General features: G+C 60.9%; 12 protein-coding genes and 1 tRNA gene. 5 read left to right on the forward strand and 8 right to left on the reverse strand.

The window, feature by feature from the left end; all coding sequences use genetic code 11:
- Nucleotides 1-25: 25 nt before the first annotated feature.
- The 3 genes from ACLK1G_RS21360 to ACLK1G_RS21370 form a co-directional block, all read right to left on the reverse strand.
- Nucleotides 26-997, reverse strand: coding sequence for a magnesium and cobalt transport protein CorA (locus ACLK1G_RS21360; RefSeq protein ID WP_420767224.1), 972 nt, complete (start codon nt 995-997; stop codon nt 26-28).
- 132 nt (nt 998-1,129) lie between these two features.
- Nucleotides 1,130-1,852 carry a 1-acylglycerol-3-phosphate O-acyltransferase gene (locus ACLK1G_RS21365; RefSeq protein ID WP_420767225.1) on the reverse strand — a complete coding sequence of 241 codons (723 nt, stop codon included), beginning with the start codon at nt 1,850-1,852 and terminating at the stop codon, nt 1,130-1,132.
- A gap of 186 nt (nt 1,853-2,038) precedes the next feature.
- The gene (locus ACLK1G_RS21370; protein ID WP_420767226.1) at nt 2,039-2,728 is read right to left on the reverse strand and encodes a crotonase/enoyl-CoA hydratase family protein; all 690 of its coding nucleotides are present in this window, start codon (nt 2,726-2,728) and stop codon (nt 2,039-2,041) included.
- A 306-nt stretch (nt 2,729-3,034) separates the two neighbouring features.
- Here ACLK1G_RS21370 and ACLK1G_RS21375 point away from each other — a divergent pair.
- From ACLK1G_RS21375 to ACLK1G_RS21395, 5 genes are all read left to right on the forward strand, one after another.
- Nucleotides 3,035-3,124, forward strand: a tRNA-Ser gene (locus ACLK1G_RS21375).
- Between the two features lie 234 nt (nt 3,125-3,358).
- Nucleotides 3,359-4,381 (forward strand): UV damage endonuclease UvsE, encoded by a 1,023-nt coding sequence (locus ACLK1G_RS21380; protein ID WP_420767270.1) that lies wholly within the window; start codon nt 3,359-3,361, stop codon nt 4,379-4,381.
- A 126-nt stretch (nt 4,382-4,507) separates the two neighbouring features.
- Entirely contained in the window at nt 4,508-5,002 is a 495-nt protein-coding gene (locus ACLK1G_RS21385) for a nuclear transport factor 2 family protein (protein ID WP_420767227.1), read from the forward strand.
- Nucleotides 5,003-5,054: 52 nt separating this feature from the next.
- Complete coding sequence (gene dapF / locus ACLK1G_RS21390; RefSeq protein ID WP_420767228.1) at nt 5,055-5,858, forward strand: diaminopimelate epimerase; 804 nt, start codon at nt 5,055-5,057, stop codon at nt 5,856-5,858.
- A 178-nt stretch (nt 5,859-6,036) separates the two neighbouring features.
- On the forward strand, nt 6,037-7,209 hold the full coding sequence (locus ACLK1G_RS21395) for a zinc-dependent alcohol dehydrogenase (RefSeq protein ID WP_420767229.1): 1,173 nt from the start codon (nt 6,037-6,039) through the stop codon (nt 7,207-7,209).
- A gap of 143 nt (nt 7,210-7,352) precedes the next feature.
- Here the strand turns inward: ACLK1G_RS21395 and ACLK1G_RS21400 are convergent, their stop codons facing one another.
- Genes ACLK1G_RS21400 through ACLK1G_RS21420 form a run of 5 tightly spaced genes read right to left on the reverse strand, consistent with a single transcriptional unit; the run spans nt 7,353 to nt 21,194 of the window.
- Nucleotides 7,353-9,527: a site-2 protease family protein gene (locus tag ACLK1G_RS21400; protein ID WP_420767230.1), complete on the reverse strand. Its 2,175-nt coding sequence runs from the start codon at nt 9,525-9,527 to the stop codon at nt 7,353-7,355.
- Entirely contained in the window at nt 9,524-10,903 is a 1,380-nt protein-coding gene (locus tag ACLK1G_RS21405; protein WP_420767231.1) for an efflux RND transporter periplasmic adaptor subunit, read from the reverse strand. Before ACLK1G_RS21405 ends, ACLK1G_RS21400 begins: the two co-directional genes overlap by 4 nt.
- Complete coding sequence (locus ACLK1G_RS21410; RefSeq protein ID WP_420767232.1) at nt 10,900-11,661, reverse strand: efflux RND transporter periplasmic adaptor subunit; 762 nt, start codon at nt 11,659-11,661, stop codon at nt 10,900-10,902. The genes ACLK1G_RS21405 and ACLK1G_RS21410 overlap by 4 nt, the downstream gene beginning before the upstream one ends.
- Entirely contained in the window at nt 11,658-13,556 is a 1,899-nt protein-coding gene (locus ACLK1G_RS21415; RefSeq protein ID WP_420767233.1) for a TolC family protein, read from the reverse strand. The genes ACLK1G_RS21410 and ACLK1G_RS21415 overlap by 4 nt, the downstream gene beginning before the upstream one ends.
- A gap of 39 nt (nt 13,557-13,595) precedes the next feature.
- Nucleotides 13,596-21,194 (reverse strand): cadherin-like domain-containing protein, encoded by a 7,599-nt coding sequence (locus ACLK1G_RS21420; RefSeq protein WP_420767234.1) that lies wholly within the window; start codon nt 21,192-21,194, stop codon nt 13,596-13,598.
- Nucleotides 21,195-21,624: the final 430 nt, after the last annotated feature.

A 21,624-nucleotide genomic window follows, 5' to 3' on the forward strand; every position in this document is an offset into this window, starting at 1 on the left:
GCTACGCAAATCCCGTCGTAAAATCCTACAACCACCCCGACCGCTTGAAACTTGCCCACAACGCGGTACATCCGACCCCGATGAACCCGAGCACCAGGAAATATCCATAGTGCCAGGTCAGCTCCGGCATGTTTTCGAAGTTCATCCCGTAGATGCCGGCCACCGCCGTCGGAAACGCCAGGATTGCCGCCCAGGCGGCGAACTTGCGTTGCACCACGCTCTGGCGCGAGGCTTCGAGCAGCACGCCGATTTCAATCGTCTGGCTGGCAATGTCCGCCAGGGTCGCCAAGTCTTCCATCTGCCGTGTGACGTGGATCTGCACGTCGCGGAAATAGGGGCTCATGTTCTTGTCGATGAAGGGGAAATCCAGGCGCTGCAGTTCTTCGCTGATTTCCACCATCGGCGCCGCATAGCGACGCAGGCGCAGCACGTCGCGGCGCAAACTGTGCAGGTTCTGGATGTCCCGCTCATTCAGGGCGCTGCATAGCACGTTGCGCTCCAGTTCATCGATCTCGGCATGAATGGCTTCGCCCACCGGCAGGTAATTTTCAATGACGAAATCGAGGATTGCATAAAGGACGAAATCCTCCCCGTGCTCCAGCAGGATAGGACGTGCCTCACAGCGTTGTCGGACATGGGCGTAGGAGGCCGAGTGACCGTTGCGGGCGGTAATGATGTAGCCCTTGCCGGCGAAGATATGGGTTTCGATGAACTGCAGCTTTCCATCCTTGCGCACCGGCGAATACGTGACGATGAACAGCGCATCGCCGAACGTTTCCAGCTTGGGCCGGCTGTGCTTCTCCATCGCGTCTTCAATCGCCAGCTCATGCAGGTTGAACTGGCGCTGCAGGTTGGTCAGTTCCTGGGTGCTGGGCTCTTCGAGGCCGATCCACACGAAGTGTCCGGGCTTCGCCGCCCAGGCGCTGCCTTCATCGAGGGTGATATTGGTGACTTTCTTACCGGCGCTGTAAACCGCAGCAGCAACAACTCTACCCATGATGTGGTTCGCTTCTTCTTGGAAATTGGCAGTGGGGGCAGCGTCCAGCTTAGCGCGCCACGCTGATTGAGAGTCAGCGAAATTCGTGAAGTTCGCGTAAAAGAAAACCCGCCGTAGGGGCGGGTTTCTTGTTCACATGGGCTGCAACTGCCGGTCCATCGTCTCGATGCACTCGCGCATCTGCTCACGACATTGAGCGATAAGGCGAGGCATGTCGTCCATGCTCAGGCCCGCCGTGGGAATTGCCGGCAGGGAGCGTATGAGAATGTCACCACTGCGCCAGCGATTGAGCTGCATATGTTTGATATAAGTGCTCACACAGACTGGGATGATCGGCACTCCGGCAGCAATCGCCATCTGGAACGCGCCTTTCTTGAACGGCAGCAATTCAGCGCCCAAGTTGCGTGTGCCTTCCGGAAACACCCAGATCGAGGTGTCTTCATGCTGGAGGGTGTGGGTGGTGGTCAGCATCGACTTGCGGGCCTTGATTGCATTGCCCCGATCAATCAACACGTTGCCCGCCAGCCAGAACAATTGACCGAACAGCGGTACCCATTTCAGGCTCTTCTTGCCGATGCACACGGTACGACGCGGTACCACATTGCCGAAGACAAACAGATCATAGTTGGATTGATGATTGGCGATGATCACGCTGCTCTGGGCTTTATTCGCCAGTGTGTCGACTTCGGCCTTGACCCGCAGGCGCAGGATCCACATCGCGGGTACCGCATACAGCCTGGCGCACAGACGGCTGTTGTCAGGGTTGAACGGGCGACACACACCCAGAATCACCCCCAACACACCCGCCAGGATAAAGTGCAGGCCCATCAAAGACATACGCAGTGCAAACAACATCAACAGGCCCCACAGGGACAAAAGGTGGCGCAGTGTACGGATGTGCACTGTTTTCAGCAATTGCCCCTATAGAGGTAGGAGATGGGCGATGTTTAAGCTGATGTTTCGAAATGGCGCGTAAGAAGCGGCTTAGAGCGGTCGCCGGGTTTTAAGCCGCACGTGTCGGAACCTCACTTCAGCCAGGGGTCAGCCCATGTATTCCTGGTCCAGCAATATCGCGGTGTCCAACGCATCCAGCAGCGACTTGCGAACCTTAAGCTTGGTGTTTTTGTGGGCGGTCATATTGATCTTTTTCAACTGACGCGCCGCTTCCAACGCCGTAGCTTGCAATTCGTCCGCCGACACCACCTTATCGAGGAAGCCCGCATCCACGGCGCTCTGGGGATTGAACATCTCACCATTGATGACCGAGCGGTGGAATGCCGACTTGCGCAACCGATCCCGGGCCAGCTCGATACCGGCATGGTGCATGGTCATGCCGATCTGCACCTCGTTCAGGCCGATCGTGAACGGCCCTTCGACACCAATGCGGTAATCCGCCGACAACAACAGGAACGCTCCCTTGGCGACCGCATGCCCCGGGCAAGCGACAATGACAGGGAAGGGGTGCGACAACAGGCGGCGAGCCAGGGTCGAACCGGACGCCACCAGGCTCACCGCTTCCTTGGGACCTGCGGTCATCACTTTCAAATCGTACCCGCCCGACAGAATCCCCGGCTGCCCGGTAATGATCACCACCGCGCGATCGGCCACTGCCTGGTCCAACGCAGCGTTGAACGCGGCAATCACATCAGGCGAAATGGCATTGACCTTTCCGTTGTTCAAGGTCAGGGTCGCGATACCGTCTTCGAGATGGTAGGCAATCAGGTCGCTCATGACGCTATTCCTTGTAAGAGAAGTCAGCAGACGTTACCCACCGTCGCAGGCCAGGTAAAGCGCCGTGACTGACTCACCGGTCAGCCCCGCCCCTTTCAAACGGCCTCGCCCGCCCGATGGGCCGCGCTTGCTTCTATAAGCGGGCCTGCGGACAAAGCCGAAGTTTGGCCGGTTTGCCATGCCCCGACCCGTTTGAAATGCTGGCCTGCCTTAAGCACATGAAAATTCTGAAAAAAACCTTTGCCATCGCCAAGGCTTTCGACTACATTAGCGCGCCTCGACAGACTGAACAGTTTGCCGAGACACGGTGAAGTGTCCGAGTGGCTTAAGGAGCACGCCTGGAAAGTGTGTATACAGGAAACTGTATCGAGAGTTCGAATCTCTCCTTCACCGCCACATTCTACAAACACAAACCCCTGATTTTCCTAGAGAAAGTCGGGGGTTTGTGGTTTTTGGCGTCTGGAAAAGGGCGATATGGGAACAATGTGGGAGCAGCCCACGCTTCTGTTCTGGCCGGCACTGCCTGATCTCGAACACTTTCCGAGGAAGGCTGTTTCAACGACCAATCAAAAACGACGACTCGGCCGCCAGGATGTCTACCGCCAACAGACTCAAAGGCCAGGACTTCCCATGACCCACCCCCGCATTGGCTTCGCCTGCCAATACCGGCACCCTGATCGCGGCCTCTCGGCGGCCGCGCTAAAGACAATCGAAGCCCCCTTCAATCCGCGCACCACAACGTTGCGCTGGATGGACAGCGTCTCCCCACAGGTCGCCCGCGACAAGCTGTTGGAAATCATCACGCACAATCTCGACGCGCAGTTACGCCTTATCGCCTACGTCGCCGAGCTTCCCCCGACCCTGCGCATGCTTCGGCTGAGTAGCGATCTATTGCCGTTCTACAGTCATCCGAAGGTGAGCGCGTTCTATCAGGACCCTGCCATCCAAGCCCAACTGGAAGAGCGCTTTGGCGCGATCGGGGACCTGGCGCGTTCAGCGGATATCCGCCTGTCCTTTCACCCTGGGCAATACTGCGTGCTCGGTTCGGATAAACCGCCGGTGGTGGAGAACAGCCTCGCCGAGTTCGAGTACCACGCCGACATGATCCGGATGATGGGCTTTGGTCGGCATTTCCAGGATTTCAAATGCAACGTGCACATTGCCGGGCGGCTGGGGGGCGAGGGGATACGTTCGGTCTGGCCACGGTTGTCGGAGGCGGCGCGCAATTGCATTACCTTCGAAAACGAGGAAAAGACCTACGGCCTGGATGATTGTCTGGAACTTGCCGACCTCGCACCCATCGTGCTGGATATTCATCACTGTTGGATCAACGAGAACGATTACATCGCGCCGGATTCCCCACGAGTCGATCGCGTCATCGAAAGTTGGCGCGGCGTGCGGCCCACCATGCATTACTCCCAACCCCCGGAGCGGCTTCAGGCGTTGGGTTTCGATGCCGACGATAAGCTTGAGATGGATGCCTTGTTGAGGGTCGTGTCCAAGCGTGACCTGTACGGCCACAGCGCGCAGATGTGGAATCGCTGGACGAACCAGTACGCCCTCAGGTTTCTGGACCGGTTCGACATTATGTTGGAGGCGAAGGACAAGAATCTGGCAGCGCAGGGTTTCTACGAGGACGTTGTACGGCGTTGATGGCGGTATCCACGTGATAGCTCAGCGCCAAACAGCATCAGGCAACCCCACTGCAGTATCGAGCAAAGACCTATACCCGTATGCCGTTAAGGTTCTATTGAAATTTAATGGCTGTGGGAGAACATCATGACCCGGTGGATGAGTTTGGCTTGGCAAGCCCAAGTGCTTGCACTTTCTTTTATATTCTCAGCGGGCAACGGCTGGGCTTCGGAAAATATTCAACGTACCAATACGGATCTGGTTCGCCAGGCTTTCGCGAATTGGCAGGAGGGCAACGGCACGGTCTTCGACCTGCTGGCGCCGGATGCCAAATGGACCGTGGCCGGGACAAGCCCGGTGTCAGGCGTCTACACCAGCAAGGCTGAGTTGGCCCAAGCCGTGCGCCCGATCACTGCTCGGCTGGCTACGCCGATTGTGCCAACGGTGCAAAGCATCATTGCCGAGAACGACGTCGTGGTTGTTCTTTGGAACGGCACAGCCACGGCACTTGATCACAAGCCCTATTACAACACTTACCTGTGGCACATGACGCTCAAGGATGGGCAAATCATCGAAGTGACCGCCTTTCTGGACACCTATATGCTCAACGATCTAATGCATCGAATTTCATACAAACCCTAGATGCTCGTCCGACCTCGCGCAGGGCAAGTTGTCGCAAGACCAGGATCAATCCATGCCGCTTAACTTCCACAAGATGCATGCCAACGGCGATGACTTCGTTATTGTCGATTCGCGAAACTCGGCCAATCCGGTGACAGGTGCGCTGGCCCAGCGAATGGGCGACCGCAACCGGGGTATTGGCTTCAACCAACTCGCGGTACTGCTCGATTGCGACGATGCTGCTGCGCGGGTGGTCTTCTGGAATGCGGATGGCTCGGCGCTGGATGTTTGTGGCAGCGCGACGCGGGGGGCGGCGGACCTGCTCATGCGCGAAGCGAATGTGAGTTCGCTGATGCTGCGGACCAACCGGGGTCTACTGACTTGCGAACGCACCCCAGCCGGTGATATTTCCGTTGACATGGGCGTACCGCTTTTTGGCTGGTCGGACATCCCGCTGGCGCAAGCAGCGGACACCGCTGACTTGCCACTGGCTGGCAGCCCGGCCGCTTGCAGCATGGGCAATCCCCACTGCACCTATTTTGTCGAAGACCTGGCCAGCGTTGATATCGCCACGGTGGGTCCCGCTATCGAAACCAATGCGTTATTTGCGCTCAAGACCAACGTTCATTTCGTCCAGATCATTGATCGAAGGCATATTCGTCTACGCATCTGGGAGCGTGGTGCCGGGATCGCGCTGGGGTCAGGTTCTTGCTCATGTGGTGCGGTCGTCAACGGCATCCGTCGCGGTTTGTTGGACAGCACCGTTGAGGTTGAATGTGATGGTGGAAGCGTGACGGTGCGATGGGATGGCGTGGGCGCGGTCTTTCTTATCGGACCGGTGGAGGCAAGTTTTTCGGGGGCAATGAGTCTGGGGTGAGCGGAGGGAAGAGCCGCTTGATAACCCGAATGACGGCGCAACCGTCTATCGCGTTTTACCGATGTGGGCAGACATGCTTTGAACTTGTCGCGTTTTCCTCCGACCGAAAACATCAGTAGGTGCGCATAACGAGAATGTTCATGGCTGGCGCACCGACCTGTTCAGGAGGTGTACCAAGATGAAAGCGTTACGCTGGCATGGAAAAAAAGATATCCGCTGTGATGATCATCTGCCCGACCCCACCATAGAAGACCCACGTGACGCCATTATCAAGGTCACCTCGTGCGCCATCTGCGGCTCGGACCTGCACTTGTACGATGGCTTCATGCCCGGCATGAAGCATGGCGACATCATGGGCCATGAGTTCATGGGTGAAGTAGTGGAAGTGGGTTCGGCCAACAAGAAACTGAAGATTGGCGATCGCGTGGTGGTGCCCTTTACGATTTGCTGTGGTGAATGCGATCAATGCCGTCGGGGTAACTTCTCGGTCTGCGAGCGCAGCAACCGCAACAAGGACCTGGCCGACAAGGCCTTCGGCCACACCACTGCGGGGCTGTTCGGTTATACCCACCTGACTGGCGGCTATCCTGGCGGCCAGGCCGAGTACGTGCGGGTGCCTTATGCGGACTTTACCCCTGTGGTGATTCCGGACGGCCTGACCGATGAGCAAGTGCTGTTTCTAGGGGATATATTCCCCACCGGTTGGCAGGCGGCCGTGCAATGCGATATCCAGCCCACCGACACCGTGGCCATCTGGGGCGCCGGTCCGGTAGGACAGTTCACGGTGCGCAGCGCGGTGATCCTGGGAGCCAGGCAGGTGGTGTGCATCGACAACGTGCCCGAGCGCCTGGCCATGGCCAAGGCCGGGGGCGCCATCACCATCAACTTCGATGACGAAAGTGTGCTGGACCGCTTGGCCGAGCTGACGGGCGGCAAGGGCCCAGAGAAATGCATCGACGCGGTAGGCATGGAATCCCACGCGACCCGTTCGTTCGATTCCATCTACGATCGGGTCAAGCAAGCGGTGATGCTGGAGTCAGACCGCCCCCACGTGCTGCGGGAGATGATGTATGTGTGCCGCCCCGCCGGCACGTTGTCCATCCCTGGTGTGTATGGCGGCTTGATCGACAAGATCCCGTTCGGCGCGGCCATGAACAAGGGCCTGACTTTCAAGATGGGGCAGACCCACGTGAACCGCTGGACCGACGACCTGCTCCGGCGCATCCAGGAGGGGCAGATCGATCCAAGCTTCGTCATCACTCATACCGTGAGCCTTCAAGATGGCCCGCAAATGTACAACACTTTCCGGGACAAAAAAGACGGCTGTGTGAAGGTGGTGCTCAAGCCTTGAGCCGACGATGCACCCGTGGCGAGGGAGCTCGCTCCCGCTTGAGTGCGAAGCGCTCACAAAAAAGGGGCCGCTGCTCCCGAGGCGTCGGAGCGGCCCAGAGGGAGCAAGCTCCCTCGCCACGGGGGAGCAGGTGAAAGCCCCCATCAGAACCCGCTTTCCCTGATCAGAATCGACAACGCATCGGTGAACAGCTCTGCAACCGGGCTGATGCGGGCCCCCTCGATGGACACGTTGCCCAGGCGCATCATCATCTGGGCGGGAGGGGCGTCCAAACGTATTCTCACCCGGTAAAGGGCATCACGGATCTGCAGGTTCCGGTCCTGTTTTGCGGAGACGGCGATGGGGCCGCCGTAGGTCGTGCTCAGCATCAGGTGCGGGACGTTCTGGGTGCGTGAATCGTCAATGCCGATCACTTCTCCCTCAAGCGTCGTGCCGCTGCCTCCCTGTGCATAAAAGCGCGCGCGAGCGCCAACGGCCACGCGCGAGAGGTCTTGCTGGCGAACGAATGCTTCCACCGTCCAGCTATCGGGGCTGACCAAGACGCCCAGCGGCTGATTGGGCTTGACCCAGACGCCGGGCTGCACGGCGGGGTCGATGTCGATGAGCACTCCGGCCATTGGTGCGCGCAATGTCAGGCGTTGCAACTCGGCCGCCTGGGCGGCGGACTCGGCTTGCTGACGGTTGAGCTGGCTGGCAATCGAGGCATATTTTTCGGCCCCATCGGCAGTTCCGGGGAGTCCGGCGAGTTGCGCGCGCAACGCGAGGGTCGCTTTGTGAGACCGTTCGGCCTTGTCGCGTATGACCGGGGAATCCAGAACGACCAAGGTTGAACCGGCTTCGATCGGTTGCCCGGCGAGAGGCATCTCCACCAGCCGGGACGGCAAGGGACTATAGAGCGTGTATTGAACCTCTGCATGCAGCCAGGCGGGCGCCTGCACCTGGGTGCTCCACGGCAAGGCGGCCAATAGCATCAGCGCGCCTGGCCCGAGCAAAAGCAGGCGACCTCGCCGCGTGGGGATCTCCTTGCGACGACCCCACCAGACCTTGAGTTCACGCTGGATAGGCATGACGACGAACCATGCAATTTCGACTAGGAACAACAAGATACCCAGCGCCTTGAAAAACAGGTAATACACGGCGACGGCGATGCCGAGAAACACTACCAGGCGATAGATACGGGTGACGATGGCAAAGGCAATGAGAAAACCACGCAGGCGCGGCGCTACGACTTCCGGATCGGGTTCGTCCCAGGACAACAGGCGACGGCGCATCCAGGCTTGCGCCAAGGCACCCGAGCGCTCGTGGAGGTTGGGCAGGTCGAGCCAGTCCGACAGCAAAAAATACCCATCAAAGCGCATGAAGGGGCTGGCGTTGAGGGCCAATGAAATCATCCAACTGGTGGTCGCCAGGAAGAACAGCCCGCTCTTGAGCATTGGGTTTTCGCACAAGGCCCAACCTAGCGTCGAAACTCCGGCTACCAGCAGCTCCACGAGAATGCCGGCACCGGCGATGTGAAAGCGTTGACGGCGGTCGGCGAGCTTCCAGGATTCGCTGGTATCGGTGTAGAGCACCGGCCATAGCACCAGGAACGCCACGCCCATGTGCGCGACGCGCACGCCGTAGCGCGTAGCCGTATAGGCATGGCCGAGCTCGTGAAGGCACTTGGTAATCGCCAGGGCTACCAGATAACCGACCAGGCCTTGCGGTGACAGGCTTTGCTGGAAGCTGGCAACGAACACATCCCATTGCTGTTCGACGAAGAACAGGCCCAGCACGATGGCGAGGGCGATGCACACCAGAAAGGTCCGGCTGAACAGTGGCGCGACCCAGGGCAGGGTTTTTTCTAGCAGGCGCTGCGGACGCCAGAGCGGCACGCGCATGAACAGGTAATTGTGAAGCAACCATTGCCAACCGGTGTGCTTGCCTTGCCGGGCCATCTCTTCCAGGCGTCGGGTACCGGTGACGTCGCTGACATGCAATAACTGATGGCGGCTCAGAAACGCCAACAAGGCCGCCAGTTCCGCTCGGCTGACGTTCAGGGGCGTTTCGGCCGCGAGCGCCTCGAGCAAGCGGGTCGGGCTACCCAGGGACCAGCGTGACAGGATCTCGAACTCCAGCCAGCCGATGTTGAAGAACCGGTTACCGACCGGGTCCTGGATCATCCAGGCTGGCGAGCCATCACGTTGCGTGGCCGCGGGAATCAAGCGCAAGTCTTCGCGCACCGCGGGCAGGTGTTCGGGAAGATGTACGTCTGGGTCTTGCAATGTCGATCCGGCCGATGAGCCCGACAGCAGAGTCGCCAGGTCCAGTTCGCTCACAGCCCGCTCCATTCACGCAGGGCGGCCAACGGACGGCGCATGACGTAATAGATCAGCGGTACCGATTCGCCATACAGCTTGGCGGTGCCCTTGAGGCCGATCCGCGCCAACTGGCTGGCATCACCCTGGAACTGCCCCCGAATGCGATACGAGGGAATGTTGTCTGGCGAAAGCGTGGCCTGGTAGCTGGTCTGGATCAGGCTGGCGGTCAAGGGCGATAGCGGCGCAACGTGCAGGAACAGACGAATTTCAGAACCGGTATCGAGGTTGATGGCATTGGCCACCGGGAGCCAGACCAGCACCCCCGCATCTTGCGGGTCGGCCAGCTGGATGATGCGCTCGCCAGTGACCACCGGCTTGCCGATCCAATCATTGGTGTCGCCAAATATCGCGATGCCGTCGCGTGGCGCTCGGACCACATTGCGCTCAAGCATTTCGTCGAGCCAAGCGACCTCGGCCTGTTTCTCCTGCACTTGCCCATTGAGCGCGGCCAGCTCGCCCTTGCTCTGTGCGCTTTCGAAGGCTTTTTGCGCGGCGAGCAGCGCTTCGGACCGGGCGACTTCCAGCGCTTGCCGGGCAACGGCGCGGCGATTGCGCAGGGTCGTGTCGTCGAGGCTGAACAGCGGTTGATCCTTTTGCACCATCTGGTTGGGCTGCACCAGGAACTCGTGCACCACGCCATCCTGTGGGGAGGCGATGGCGATCGCGTTATGGGCTTCGATCTCGGCCGGCGCCAGGGCGCTCAGCCGGACCGGCACCAGGCAAGCCAGGGCCATGGCCGTCCCCAATGCGAGTAAACGCCATGGGCGCTGTCGCCAGACTTGCCAGCGAGCACCGAGCGTGGGGCGTTTGTTGGTCAGCGCCGCGAGGCAGTACGCATAGGTCTGCCCCAGTCTGGCGAGCAGGGCCTGGGTTTGTTCGTCCGGCGCGGTATCGCAAGCAAGCAGCAACATGCCACGACGTGAATGATCGCGCGGCGGTAGCGGTACGCACAGCAGATGCATCGGCATCCATTCGGCCCAGCCCTGCGCGAAGCTTTCGGGAAGGTCCCGGGCTCGCAACAGATGCAAGACGGCGGCTGGTGTCGATTCGGCCGATGCCGTGGGCTGCGTCCACAGATGCTGGGCCAGACTTTTGAGCCAGACGGTAAACGGTGTCTCTTCAGGCAGCACCGCCAGACTGGAAACGTTGCTCAACGAGGGCTTGCCCAGCACATCGCTGACGAATACATAGCCTTGGCGATAACGCAAAAGCTGCCACGTTTCGTTGACCATCACAAAACCCAGCTCGGCAATACTGCGCGCCTCTTGAGCGCGCTGCTCAAGGTGCAACAGCACCGCGACCGGGTTGGGCGCTGTATTGGCTTGGGCGTTCATTGCGGTGCTTCGAACAGCGCAGTGCCACTCATTCCCGCCAGCAGATCGACGGGCCGGCCTTCGATCACCCCTTCGAGCTCGATGGTCTGGCTGACGGCGTCGACCTGGCCGTTGATGGCGTTGACTTTGGCGGGATAACGTTTGCCTGTCTCACCCAAATCAACCTGGAAGGGCAGGTTGGGCTTGAGCCAGACCAACCATTTGGAAGGTACATTCACACGTACCTTCAATGGCCCCTTGCTGATGATGTCGAGCAGCGGCTGGCCCAGGTTGACGCCCTGATACGCCTTGACCTGCACCTTGACCACGCGCCCATCGAACGGTGCCAGGACGTTGCATTGTTGTTGCTGGGCCCGGTACTGGGCCACCTGGGCAGCGGCTTTTTCCGCTGCGCTGGCGGCCAGCGAAACTTCCACCTCGCCGGCGGACTGCAACCCTTGCAAACGCAACTTGGCGTCATGGGTTTCACGGGCGGAGCTCAGGTCGGCCTGGGCCATCTTCAGGCGAGCGACCTGTTCGTCACAGTCGAAACTGACGAGCACGTCGCCCTTGCTGAACGTCGATCCCAGCGACGCGTTGACCGCGCGTACCCGCCCCACCAGCTGGCTCGCCAGGGTGGTTTCCTGGTCGGCCACCAGCAAGACCCGCACGCCGGCATCGGTTTCGCTTTGTGCCCATGCCGGTTGCGCTGCCACGACCAGGCCGAGCAACGAACTGCCGATCACAGAAAGAGGAACACAACGAGATCGGATCTTCATTTCGAGGCCACCTGTGTTGGGCCCGATTTCAACCACGCCCGCAGGTTCGGCACTTCCGCCACCGTGGCGGCTTCGCAGAATGCGTTCAAGGAATCTCTGTCCGGCTGGGCGCGCAACGTGCTCTGGTAGTGACTGGTGCCTGCCACGCTTCCGTCGGCACGGCGCAGGCTGACGCTCCATTCACCGCGACGGATACCGTCCTGAACGTTGGCGATATGCAGTTGCATGATCAGCGTAGGCCCGGGCTGGTTGTTTTCGGCAAGCACGAACTGGTTGCGTTTCAATGCTTGGCGAGCCACTTCGAGCATGTCATTGGCTGCCCGAGCATCGCCTGAGTATTCCAGGCGTACCGCCAGCGGTTGCTGCGAAGGCAACTCTCCGATCGCCGTCGTGAACGCCTGGCGTTCTGAACGGCTCAGGCTTTCCTGGAGTTGTTGCGAGAGTTGCTGCAAGTCGCTGGCGTCGCGCACGTCTTCGGGCAACACGTCCAGGCCCAGGGAGTTGTAGATGCGCCCGAAGGCCGTCTGCGCCGTGGCGTAGGCCGAGTATCGCTGGAACTGGGCAAGCAGGGCGCGGGTTTCGGTGCGGATGACTTCAAGCTCGGAATCGGTGCGGGAAGTTACCGACGCCCGGGCGAACTTGGCCATGCGTTGGTCGACCTGGCTCGACTGGTCGGCCAGGTCGTAATCGACCAAGGCGAGCTTGTAGCGCTCCACCGAGATGCGCACCTGCGTCAGCACGGCCATCGACAGCGCGAGGCGACGCGCGTTGTCGGTTTTTTCCTGGGAGGCACTGGCTTTTTGCGTGGCCGGGATGGCCGCCAGCTTGAACAGATTGGCGCTGACCTGCACGCCGCTGTCGACCCAGTTGTTGTTATAGAGATATTTGTTGGAGTCGTACTGATCGTTGATGTTGATGCCAAGGCTGGGCAGCAGTGCCAGCAATTGGCGTCGCGCTTCGTCCGCCGAAATGCGCTTGCGATAGTCTTCCTCACGCAGCTCAGGACGCGCCTGTAAGGCGATTTCCTCAAGTTTGGCCATGTCGACCGGGACGCCAGGCAGCGAGGGCTCGCTTTCCTCAGCCAGCGTGAATTGGGTGCCCGGTGGAATGCTCATCAGCGCGGCCAATTCGCGTTTGGCGAATTCCAGATCCTGGCGGCGAGCGTTGAGCAAAGTGGTCGCGTCCAGCAGGGCGCTTTGGTAAGCCAACGCCTGTGCCGGCGGTAGCAGACCCTGTACCTCGGCCTCCCGTGATTTGCCCAGCGCCAGGCGTACACGGTTCAGCAGCTCGTCGGCCTGGCTTTCAAGACGCTGGGCGCCCAGGGCGCGCCAGTAGGAGGTGCGCAAGTCCTGCAGAACCGTTTGCATCACGCGTCGGCGTCGCTCCTCGGCGATCAGGTATTGGTCGGCACTCTGCTTGGCGCGATAGTAGCTGACGCCAAAGTCCAGCAGGTTCCAGGAAAACTCAGCGTTGGCCAGTGTCCGGTTACGCTCGACGGAGGAGGAGGGGATCAACGAAACCGTGTTGGTTTCAATGCCGACGCTCGTACCACCCGACTCGTTGTTGCGCGACGTGTAGCCAGCCGAGACCAGCATCTTGGGAAGCATGTCGTAACGTGAAACGTCATGCAGGCCCGCCGCCAGAGCCGATTCCATCAACTTCAGGCGATAGTCGAGGTTGTATTTGAGCGAGCGTGCCAGCGCGTCGGCGAAGGTCAATGGCCCCTTGATCGGTTCCTGGTCGGCGTAAAGCTGGAGCTGGTCACCGGCCACTCGTTGGTGAATTTCATCTTGTTGCAACGGTTTCGGCGCAACGGAGCAGCCTGCCAGGCCGATAACCATGGCCGCGACCCAGCCTGCGCCCAGTACTGAACGATTTTTTTCCATCAAAGACATGTGATTACCGTTTTTATAAGGAAAGTAGAGGACGTTGGGTCAACCTTTGCGCTGGGGCGCCGGTAGCCGTTCGACTTGAGTGGACGAATGAGGCTGGCGCTGTTTGGCGGCCTGGCTGATTTGGTCACTGAAGGAAACGGCCGCCTTGGGCTGATCAGACGGCGGGCTGGGCTTGACTTCTCTTGCTGAAGGCTCTTCAGCCACAGGCTGCAAGGCATCGAAATCGCCGAACAAGCTATGGCCACCGGTGAAATACAGGCTGTCCTTGAATTTGAGCGAACCTTCCTGGTAATCGACGGTTTTTTGCGAATCCTGTACCGCCAGCGTGACGTGCAGATTAGGAACGAAACCGAGGCCAATCCCGATCGACTCCGAACGTATTTCGCCGCTGTAGGCTTGGGCATAGCCGGAGCGCAGCGGGTCGAGTCGTTCATCGGCCTGGATTTGCGAATCCATCACCGGAAGCGTGACGAACAGGCCCGGCACCATGTCGCGCCGCACGCTCAACGAATCAAGCTGCCAATCCGGGTATTCATGACGCAGAACGTCGCCGGTGGGCGCGTTCCGATCCGTCGAGACATCGGACGTGGGCGGCAGCGGCAATGTCGAGGAGTCCATGCGCAGCCTCAATTGCGCCGTTGCGAAGCCGCCATGGTCGTCGGTGATCCGGTAATCGATGGTCGGCACCGCGCCGAGATAATTGGCGTTCGGTGTAAATACGAAGCGGCCATCGAGGTCGAGCGTAATCGTGCCGACGCCTGGGATTGCCACGCTGTCGCCGGCCGCGAAGGTGCCGGTCACGCCATCCACGGTGAAGTCGACCACATGAATCGCATCGTTCTCGGGGTCGCTGTCGTTGCCGAGCACGCTGCCCCTGATCGGGTCTCCTTGGGGCGCGCTATGAACGCCGTCGTTGACGGCCACGGGCGGCTCATTGATATGGATGCGCACTTGGGCGGTGTCGCTGCCACCCACGCCATCGCTGATCACGTAGGTGATCGTGACATCGCCCGTGACGCCCGGTGCCGGGGTGAAATCCAGGGTTCCGTCTGGGTTGATCGTAACGCTGCCGTCAGCGCTCTGGGCGTGGGTGACGGTGAGCGGATGGCCGCTCGGATCGGTGTCGTTGGCCAACACCTGTATGGATTGGATGGGCGTGTCGCGGTCTGTGAGCAACACCCCGTCATCGTTGGCGACAGGCGTGGAATTGACCCGGATGGTCAGGTCGGCATTGTCGGTACCGCCCGCGCCGTCGGTGATGCTGTAGGTCACCACCGGCACATCGCCGTGGAAGGTCGCAACCGGCATGAAGAGGTAACTGCCGTCGGCGTTGAGCGTCAGGGTGCCGACACCGGTAATGGTTGCGGTATCGCCAGGATTGAAAGTGCCCGCAACCCCCGCGACGGTAAACCCGGCGACGCTCAGCGGATGACCTTCCGGATCACTGTCGTTGGGCAGGACGTTGCCGCTGGCCGGCGTGCCCTGCTGGACGGTTTGCAGCCCATCGTCTACCGCCACTGGCGGCGCGTTGACCCGAATCGTCAGGTCGGCGCTGTCGGTACCGCCCACGCCGTCGGTGATGCTGTAGGTCACCACCGGTACATCGCCGTGGTAGGTGGGGATCGGCGTGAAGAGGTAGCTGCCGTCGGCGTTGAGCGTCAGGGTGCCGACACCGGCAATGGTTGCGGTATCGCCAGGATTGAAAGTGCCGACTACCCCCGCCACGGTGAACCCGCCGACACTCAGGGGGTTGCCGTCCGGGTCGCTGTCATTGGGCAGGACATTGCCGCTGGCCGGATCGCCTTGCTGGACGGTTTGCAGACCATCGTCCACCGCAACCGGTGGCGCGTTGACCCGGATGGTGAGGTCGGCGGTGTCGGCGCCGCCCGTGCCATCGGTGATGCTGTAGGTCACCACCGGCACATCGCCGTGGAAGGATGGCGCTGGTGTAAACAAGTAGCTGCCGTTGCCATTGAGGGTCAGGGTGCCGACGCCGGCAATGGTGGCGGTATCGCCAGGATTGAACGTGCCGACGACCCCCGCGACGGTGAACCCGGTGACACTCAAAGGGTTGCCGTCCGGGTCGCTGTCATTGGGCAGGACATTGCCGCTGGCCGGATCGCCTTGCTGGACGGTTTGCAGGCCATCGTCCACGGCCACCGGCGCTGTGTTGAGGTGGATGGTGATGGTTTGCGTCGCGATTTTCCGCCCTTCGGCGCCTTGGTCCTGGCCGCTGCCGGCAGTGCCGCTGTCGGTGGTGTTCGGGTTCTGGTCGTTGAGCACGAAGTCGACGGCTACGTCGGCGCTGGCCGATGTCGAGGCGTTGGTGTTGCTGTAGGTGACGGCGCCCATCACTTTGCCGACCACTGAACTGTCGGCATCGGCGTTGAAGGTGACTTGCAGCGTGCCCGAGGCATTGCTGATGCTGCCCACGACCACCCCGTCGACGAGCAGGTCGCTGCCGTTGACCTGAACACCGACCGCATCGTCCCCCGCATCGCTGTCGAAAAGGCCAAAGACATCATCGGCATTACCGCCGCCCTGACGGTTGATAGTCAGCGTCGCGCCCTGCCATTTTCCAGCACTCACATCCAGCTCAAGATCGCTGACGGCCACATTGCCATCGCCATCCAAGCGAACGGGGTTGCCGCCCTTGGTCACGGTTTGCGAGCTGTCGAGGCCCGAGGCCAAAGGCGCATCGTTGACCGGCAGCACGGTTACATTGATCGTGCGGGTGGTGATCAGCGCGGCGGTGGTGCCGTCGGCGTAGTCGAAATCGCCCGGGTTCTGGTTGGCATCGTCGGTGTCGCCGGTCAACGCTCCAGGACGCTGCCCGGTGCTGCCGCCATCGTTGACGGAAACCGTCACCGTGAAGTTGCCCGTGTAGTCGCTGCCTGCCGGCGCGCCCGTGGCCGTCGGGTAAGTAATCGTCAGGGCCTGAAGGCGAGCGTTGACTTCGGCTTGGGTGGCCCCGCTGATCGTCACCGTATCGCTGCCCACACCGCTGACCGAACCACCACTGCCGCCCACGCCGGAAATCACCCCCTGGCTGACGTGTACGGTGGCCAAGAACGTATTGGCACCGTTGGCGTCCGGGTCACTGATGGTGAACCCACCCACGCTGCCGGTCAGGTTGAGGGTCGCCGAGCCTTCCCTGACGGTGACGTCGCTGGCGGTAACCTGGGTCGGGTCGTTGAGGCTGGAAACAAACAGCGTCCGCGTGTTGCTGCCCATATTGAGCGTGAGCGAGCCAGGCAACGCCGCGTAGGGATCGATAACGGTGGCGGGGACCACGGCGGTCGAAGCACCGGACGGATTCAAGCCGCCGTTGGCCAGACCACTGGCATCCAGCACGCCGGTGGCAACGTCGCGAATGCGGTCGTCGGCAATCACCTGCACCCTGTAGCTGGTGTCGGTGTTGGCAAGGGTACCGCTGAGGGTAACCTGCAAACCCGCGAGGTAAGCATTGACGTTGGCCAGGCTGCCGCGGATGACCAGTGCACTGTCGGTGCCGGAATGGGTGTCATCGATTTCGAAGCTGGTGTGATCTTCCGTGGGCGAGCTGGTGGAGCCGAGAATGATGTCGGTGTAGCTCGCTTGGCTCAGCGGCACGCCATTGGCATCGGTCAGGCGCACGGTCACCTGAGTGAAGTCCTGTTCCGGCGAAGCGCTCTCGCCTGGCGGTGCGCTGATGCCCCCACCGTCGTTGTAGTCCCGATCGAAGACCGAAAAACCCGGCACGGCCACTGCCGCGCCGCTCTGGCCTACCGCCAGGCTACCGCTGCCTGCCGTTACGGTAGGGGCGTCGTTGGTCGCTTGCAGGGTAATGGCCAGTTCGCTGGCCTGGGCAGGCGACGCAACGCTGCCACTGCCGACGTCACCACCGATGGCGGCGGAGCCTTCGTTCAATTGCACGCTGAGCGTAACGTCGCCAGCAGCGGCACCGTTGTAGTCGTGGTTGGCGTTGGCTGCGCTGGTGTAGGTCAAGCCAGTGCCGACGGCGTTGAGCAGCGACTGGATATCATCCGCCCGCCCGATCAGGGTTACGCTGTTGCTGTTGTCGCCACTGATGCTCACCGTCCGTCCTGACGGCAGGGTAATGGTGGTCTGCGTGCCCGCGCCGCCAATCCCCAGCACGCCTTGACCCGATGGGACACTGACCGTCACGGAGACCGGAACGTCGAGGGCCGTGGACTCGGTATCGACCACCGAGATGCCGGTGACGGCGGTCGAGCGATCTTCGTTGATCAGTTGGGACGCCGGGATGCCCACGCTGGGCAGGCTGTTGATTGTCGACACGCGGACCAACACGCTGGCCTGTGCCAGGTTGAGGTCGGTGCCGGTGACGCTGTCGGTGTATCCATCGAATTCAACGGCGGAGATCGGCTGCCCGTTGCCGCCGGGGGTGGCCGCCTGGTTTTCGCTGCCGCCATTGGCTCCCGTCGTCAGGTTGCCGCCGGCGTCACGCAGCCGGTCATCGACCACGACCTGGATGCGGTATTGATGGTCCTCGTTGCTGGGGTCGTTGACGCTGGCGGTCAGGGTGGCCAGCGCCGCGTTGACTTCGGCCCGGGTGCCGCGAAGGACCAGGTAATCGCCATTGCCGTCTTTATCGGCGTCTCGGGTAGCGCCGCCGCCCAGGCCGACGGAGAGGTTGACGCCCGCATACTCGCCCGCCGTGAAAGCGGTGCCGTCGGTCTGGGTCAGCCGCACGATGACTTGCACCGAATCCTGCGTGCCGACGCCGCTCAAGTCATCGAGATCGCCCACCGTGAAGCCGCCCACCGGATTGTTGCCAGCGACGGTGCTGTCGATATTGACCGGGTTGTTGGGGGCAGACACCGTTGGCTTGTCGTTGGTCGGCAGAATTTCGATGTTGTAGGTCGATGCCGTGGCGGTGACGCCCTGGGCGAATGAGCCACTGTCGTTGGCGCTGAAATCACCGTCACTGACGATGTAGGAAAATGAGTCGTTGCTGGTTTCACTGCCGTCATGTTGATAAGTGACGCGATTGGCGTCCAGGTCGGCTTGGGTGAAGACCGAGCCGAGCCCGAGGACGCCGCCGTTGAGCATCAACCTGCCATGCTCCGGAATAGCGGTGAGCCGGTATTGGCGCTGTAGGCTGGAGTTATCGTCATCGCCGTACACAAGGTGCGCGCCGGCCACCGAACCATTTATCGTGCCGGATCCATCGGGATTGGCATAACCCGATGCACCGCCGATCACTGCCGATTCCCCTTCGTGGATGGCGCCCGCTTCACCGGCGACCAGTTGGGATTTGGAATTGAACGCGGGCGCATCGTTGACCGGTGATATGGTGATCGGCACCACCAAAGCCGAGCCGGTGCTGGATTGGTTGGTACCCGCTCCGACGGCCACGCCCTGGTCGTCAACGGGCACCACGGAAAAACTGTCAGTAAAGTTTTCGCTGCCGTCATGGACGTACTTCAGGTCGCCCGCGGCCAATTGTGCCGAGGTCACGGTCTGATTCAACGTCACGGTCACGCCGCCAAGCGTCAGGTGGCCGAATTGTGGCAGCGCACTGATCTGCAGGATGACGTCGTTGCTCGTGGCGTATTGGGTGCCGCCGCTGGCATCGGCTTGTCTGTCGGTATCGGCGACCACGATGTTGCCGTTGGTAATGGTGACGGTGCCGCCTTCGGCCGTGAATACCCGATCGTCATTGGTGGCGGTCGGTGTGTCGTTTTTCGGCACGATACTGAGGCTGAAATTTTCGGTCGCGGTGGTCAGCGTCCCGTCGGATACCGAGAATTGGAAGCTGTCGACAAAGTGTTCATCGCCGCTGTGCTGGAACGTCACGCGTCCGGCGTCCACGTCGGCCTGGGTGAAGGTGCCGAACGCACCGATGGCGACACCGTTGAGCAGCAATGTGCCGCTGCCCGGCGTGACCAGCACCCGGTAGGTCAAGCCGTCGGCGGGGGTGAAGTCATCGGTGGCGTTGAGGTCGGCGGTCGTCAGCGTGTAGCTGGCGGCTTCGTCGATCGTCGCGGTTTTGTCGCCGCCGCTGACGGGCGCCTGGTTAGGCGCGGGGTCGGCCGGCAGTGCCCCCGGCAACGTCGATGGCTCGGCCGGCACGTGGACGTTGAACGTCTTGACCGTCAACGCGCTGTTGGCCGCGTCGGTGTCGTAGATACCGCCATCGCGCGCGCTTGGATACAGGCGTACGCCGCCGTCCTTGACGGTAAAACTCATGCTGTCGGTTCGCGCCGTGCCGGTATAGGCCCGAACGTGATAGACCACGTTGCCTGCGTTGATGTCGGCCTGGGTAAAGCTCGATCCCACCACCAGCAACCCACCGTTGAGCGTGAAATAACCGACGTTTCTGTCGGGCACGGCGGTGAGCGTATACCTGAGGCTGGAATCGAAGGAGTCGTTGTCGGTGACCTGCAGCATGGCGTTGGTGACGACGCGAATCGTTTCCCCAGGATTCAGGTTCTGGTCGATGCTGTGATCCAGGACCGGATCGTCGTTGTTGGGCAGGATGGTGAGATCGACGGTCAACGTCGACGTCTTGGGCACACCGGTGCCGCCGCCGTCATCGGTGACATTGAGCAAGAAGCTATCGGTGGCGCCGGCCCCGCTGGCTTCGCTGCCGTCGTGGCTGTAGGTGAGCTTGGAGAGGTCCAGGATGACGAAGCTGCTGTCGGTGATCACCACGCCGTCATAGCGCAACGTACCGTGGGTCGGCAGGGAATTGAGCGTATAGGTGAAGTCGACACCCGGGGATTGATCGGGATCGCCGATCTGGATCGTGCCACGGGGCGTGCCGATCGGGCTGACCAGGTTGCCGTTGTCGGTCAGGTTGACGCTTTGCTCGCCCTCGATGATCGTGATGGTGCCGCTCGATGTCGGCGCCTGGTTCACCGGATTGACGTGAACCTGCACGTTGTGGTCGTGAACGACGCCGCCGGCCCCGTCATCGATGGTAATGGTGAAACTGTCGGTGAGGCCCGCGGGATTGATGACCTGGTCGCCATTGTGGCGATAGCTGAGGTTGGCGATCTGGTCGATGGAAAAACTTGACCCTACCCCTAGCTCCTTACCGTTGAGCAACAAGGTGCCATTGCTCGCCAGGGAGGTGAGCTTGATGATGACCTGTTGCTGCACGTTATCGACATCGGTCATGCCCAGGTTGCTTTGGGTGAAGCCCTTGCCGTCGGGGGAGCTGGTGGCCGGCGAGAAATTCGCCGTCCCGCCTTCGTCCACCTGCAACGCCGGGCCACTGCCGGAAATCGTCGGTGCGTCATTGACCGGGGTCAGGTTGATGTCGATGGTTTTGCTGGTGGTATTGCTGCCGTCGTCGCTGGTCAACGTAAACGAGGCAGCACCATTGAAGTTGCTGTCGCCCCGGAACGACATGCCGTTCAAGGCGGCGTTGATGTCTGCCAGCGAGCCGCTGAAACTGATGCTGGCGCCGCCATTGCCGGTCAAGCCGGTGAGGCCATTGGTACTGGCCAGGTTCAGCGTGCCATGGCTGGCATTCAAGGTGACGTGTTGTGTTGCGCTATCGGTGTCGCTGACGCTGATGCCGCTAATCGCGACGGAAGCATCTTCGGCGCCGCTACGTGCCACGACCGCGGTGTCGGCGATGACCGCCGCCGCGCCGTCGAATAGCATTCGTTGTTCAAGGGCGAAAAACCTGTTGCGTGATACTGGAGATACATCACTTCTGGGTTTGGTGTTCTTCACCGTTTCGCCCCTGATTATTTTCTTATCTATATGTCCTTCGCCTGTTTCGTCGAACACCTGCGTTATCGCAGTTTCGTCCGCTTGCGCCTTCGTATCCATGTCTCGGGCGGGTATGGCAAGTACTAGGTGCGCCAGTCTATCGGCGCCTGCAAGCCGATCTTTAGCCCATGATCCACATCTTTTTCGAGTCGCTGCATCGCCTTGATCCGACGATGCGTACTGGTCGCCAGAGGAGGCGAATGCCCGCCACTTTCGCTGGTTTGTAGGACGTTGCTGTAGCCTTTCGGTCGAGGTTCGTCGTTTGTTGGGTAATTGCAGCCCGACACATCCCACAATCCAATCGCACTTTCCTACCCCG

The organism is Pseudomonas algeriensis, from assembly GCF_048847255.1.
GTDB lineage: Bacteria > Pseudomonadota > Gammaproteobacteria > Pseudomonadales > Pseudomonadaceae > Aquipseudomonas.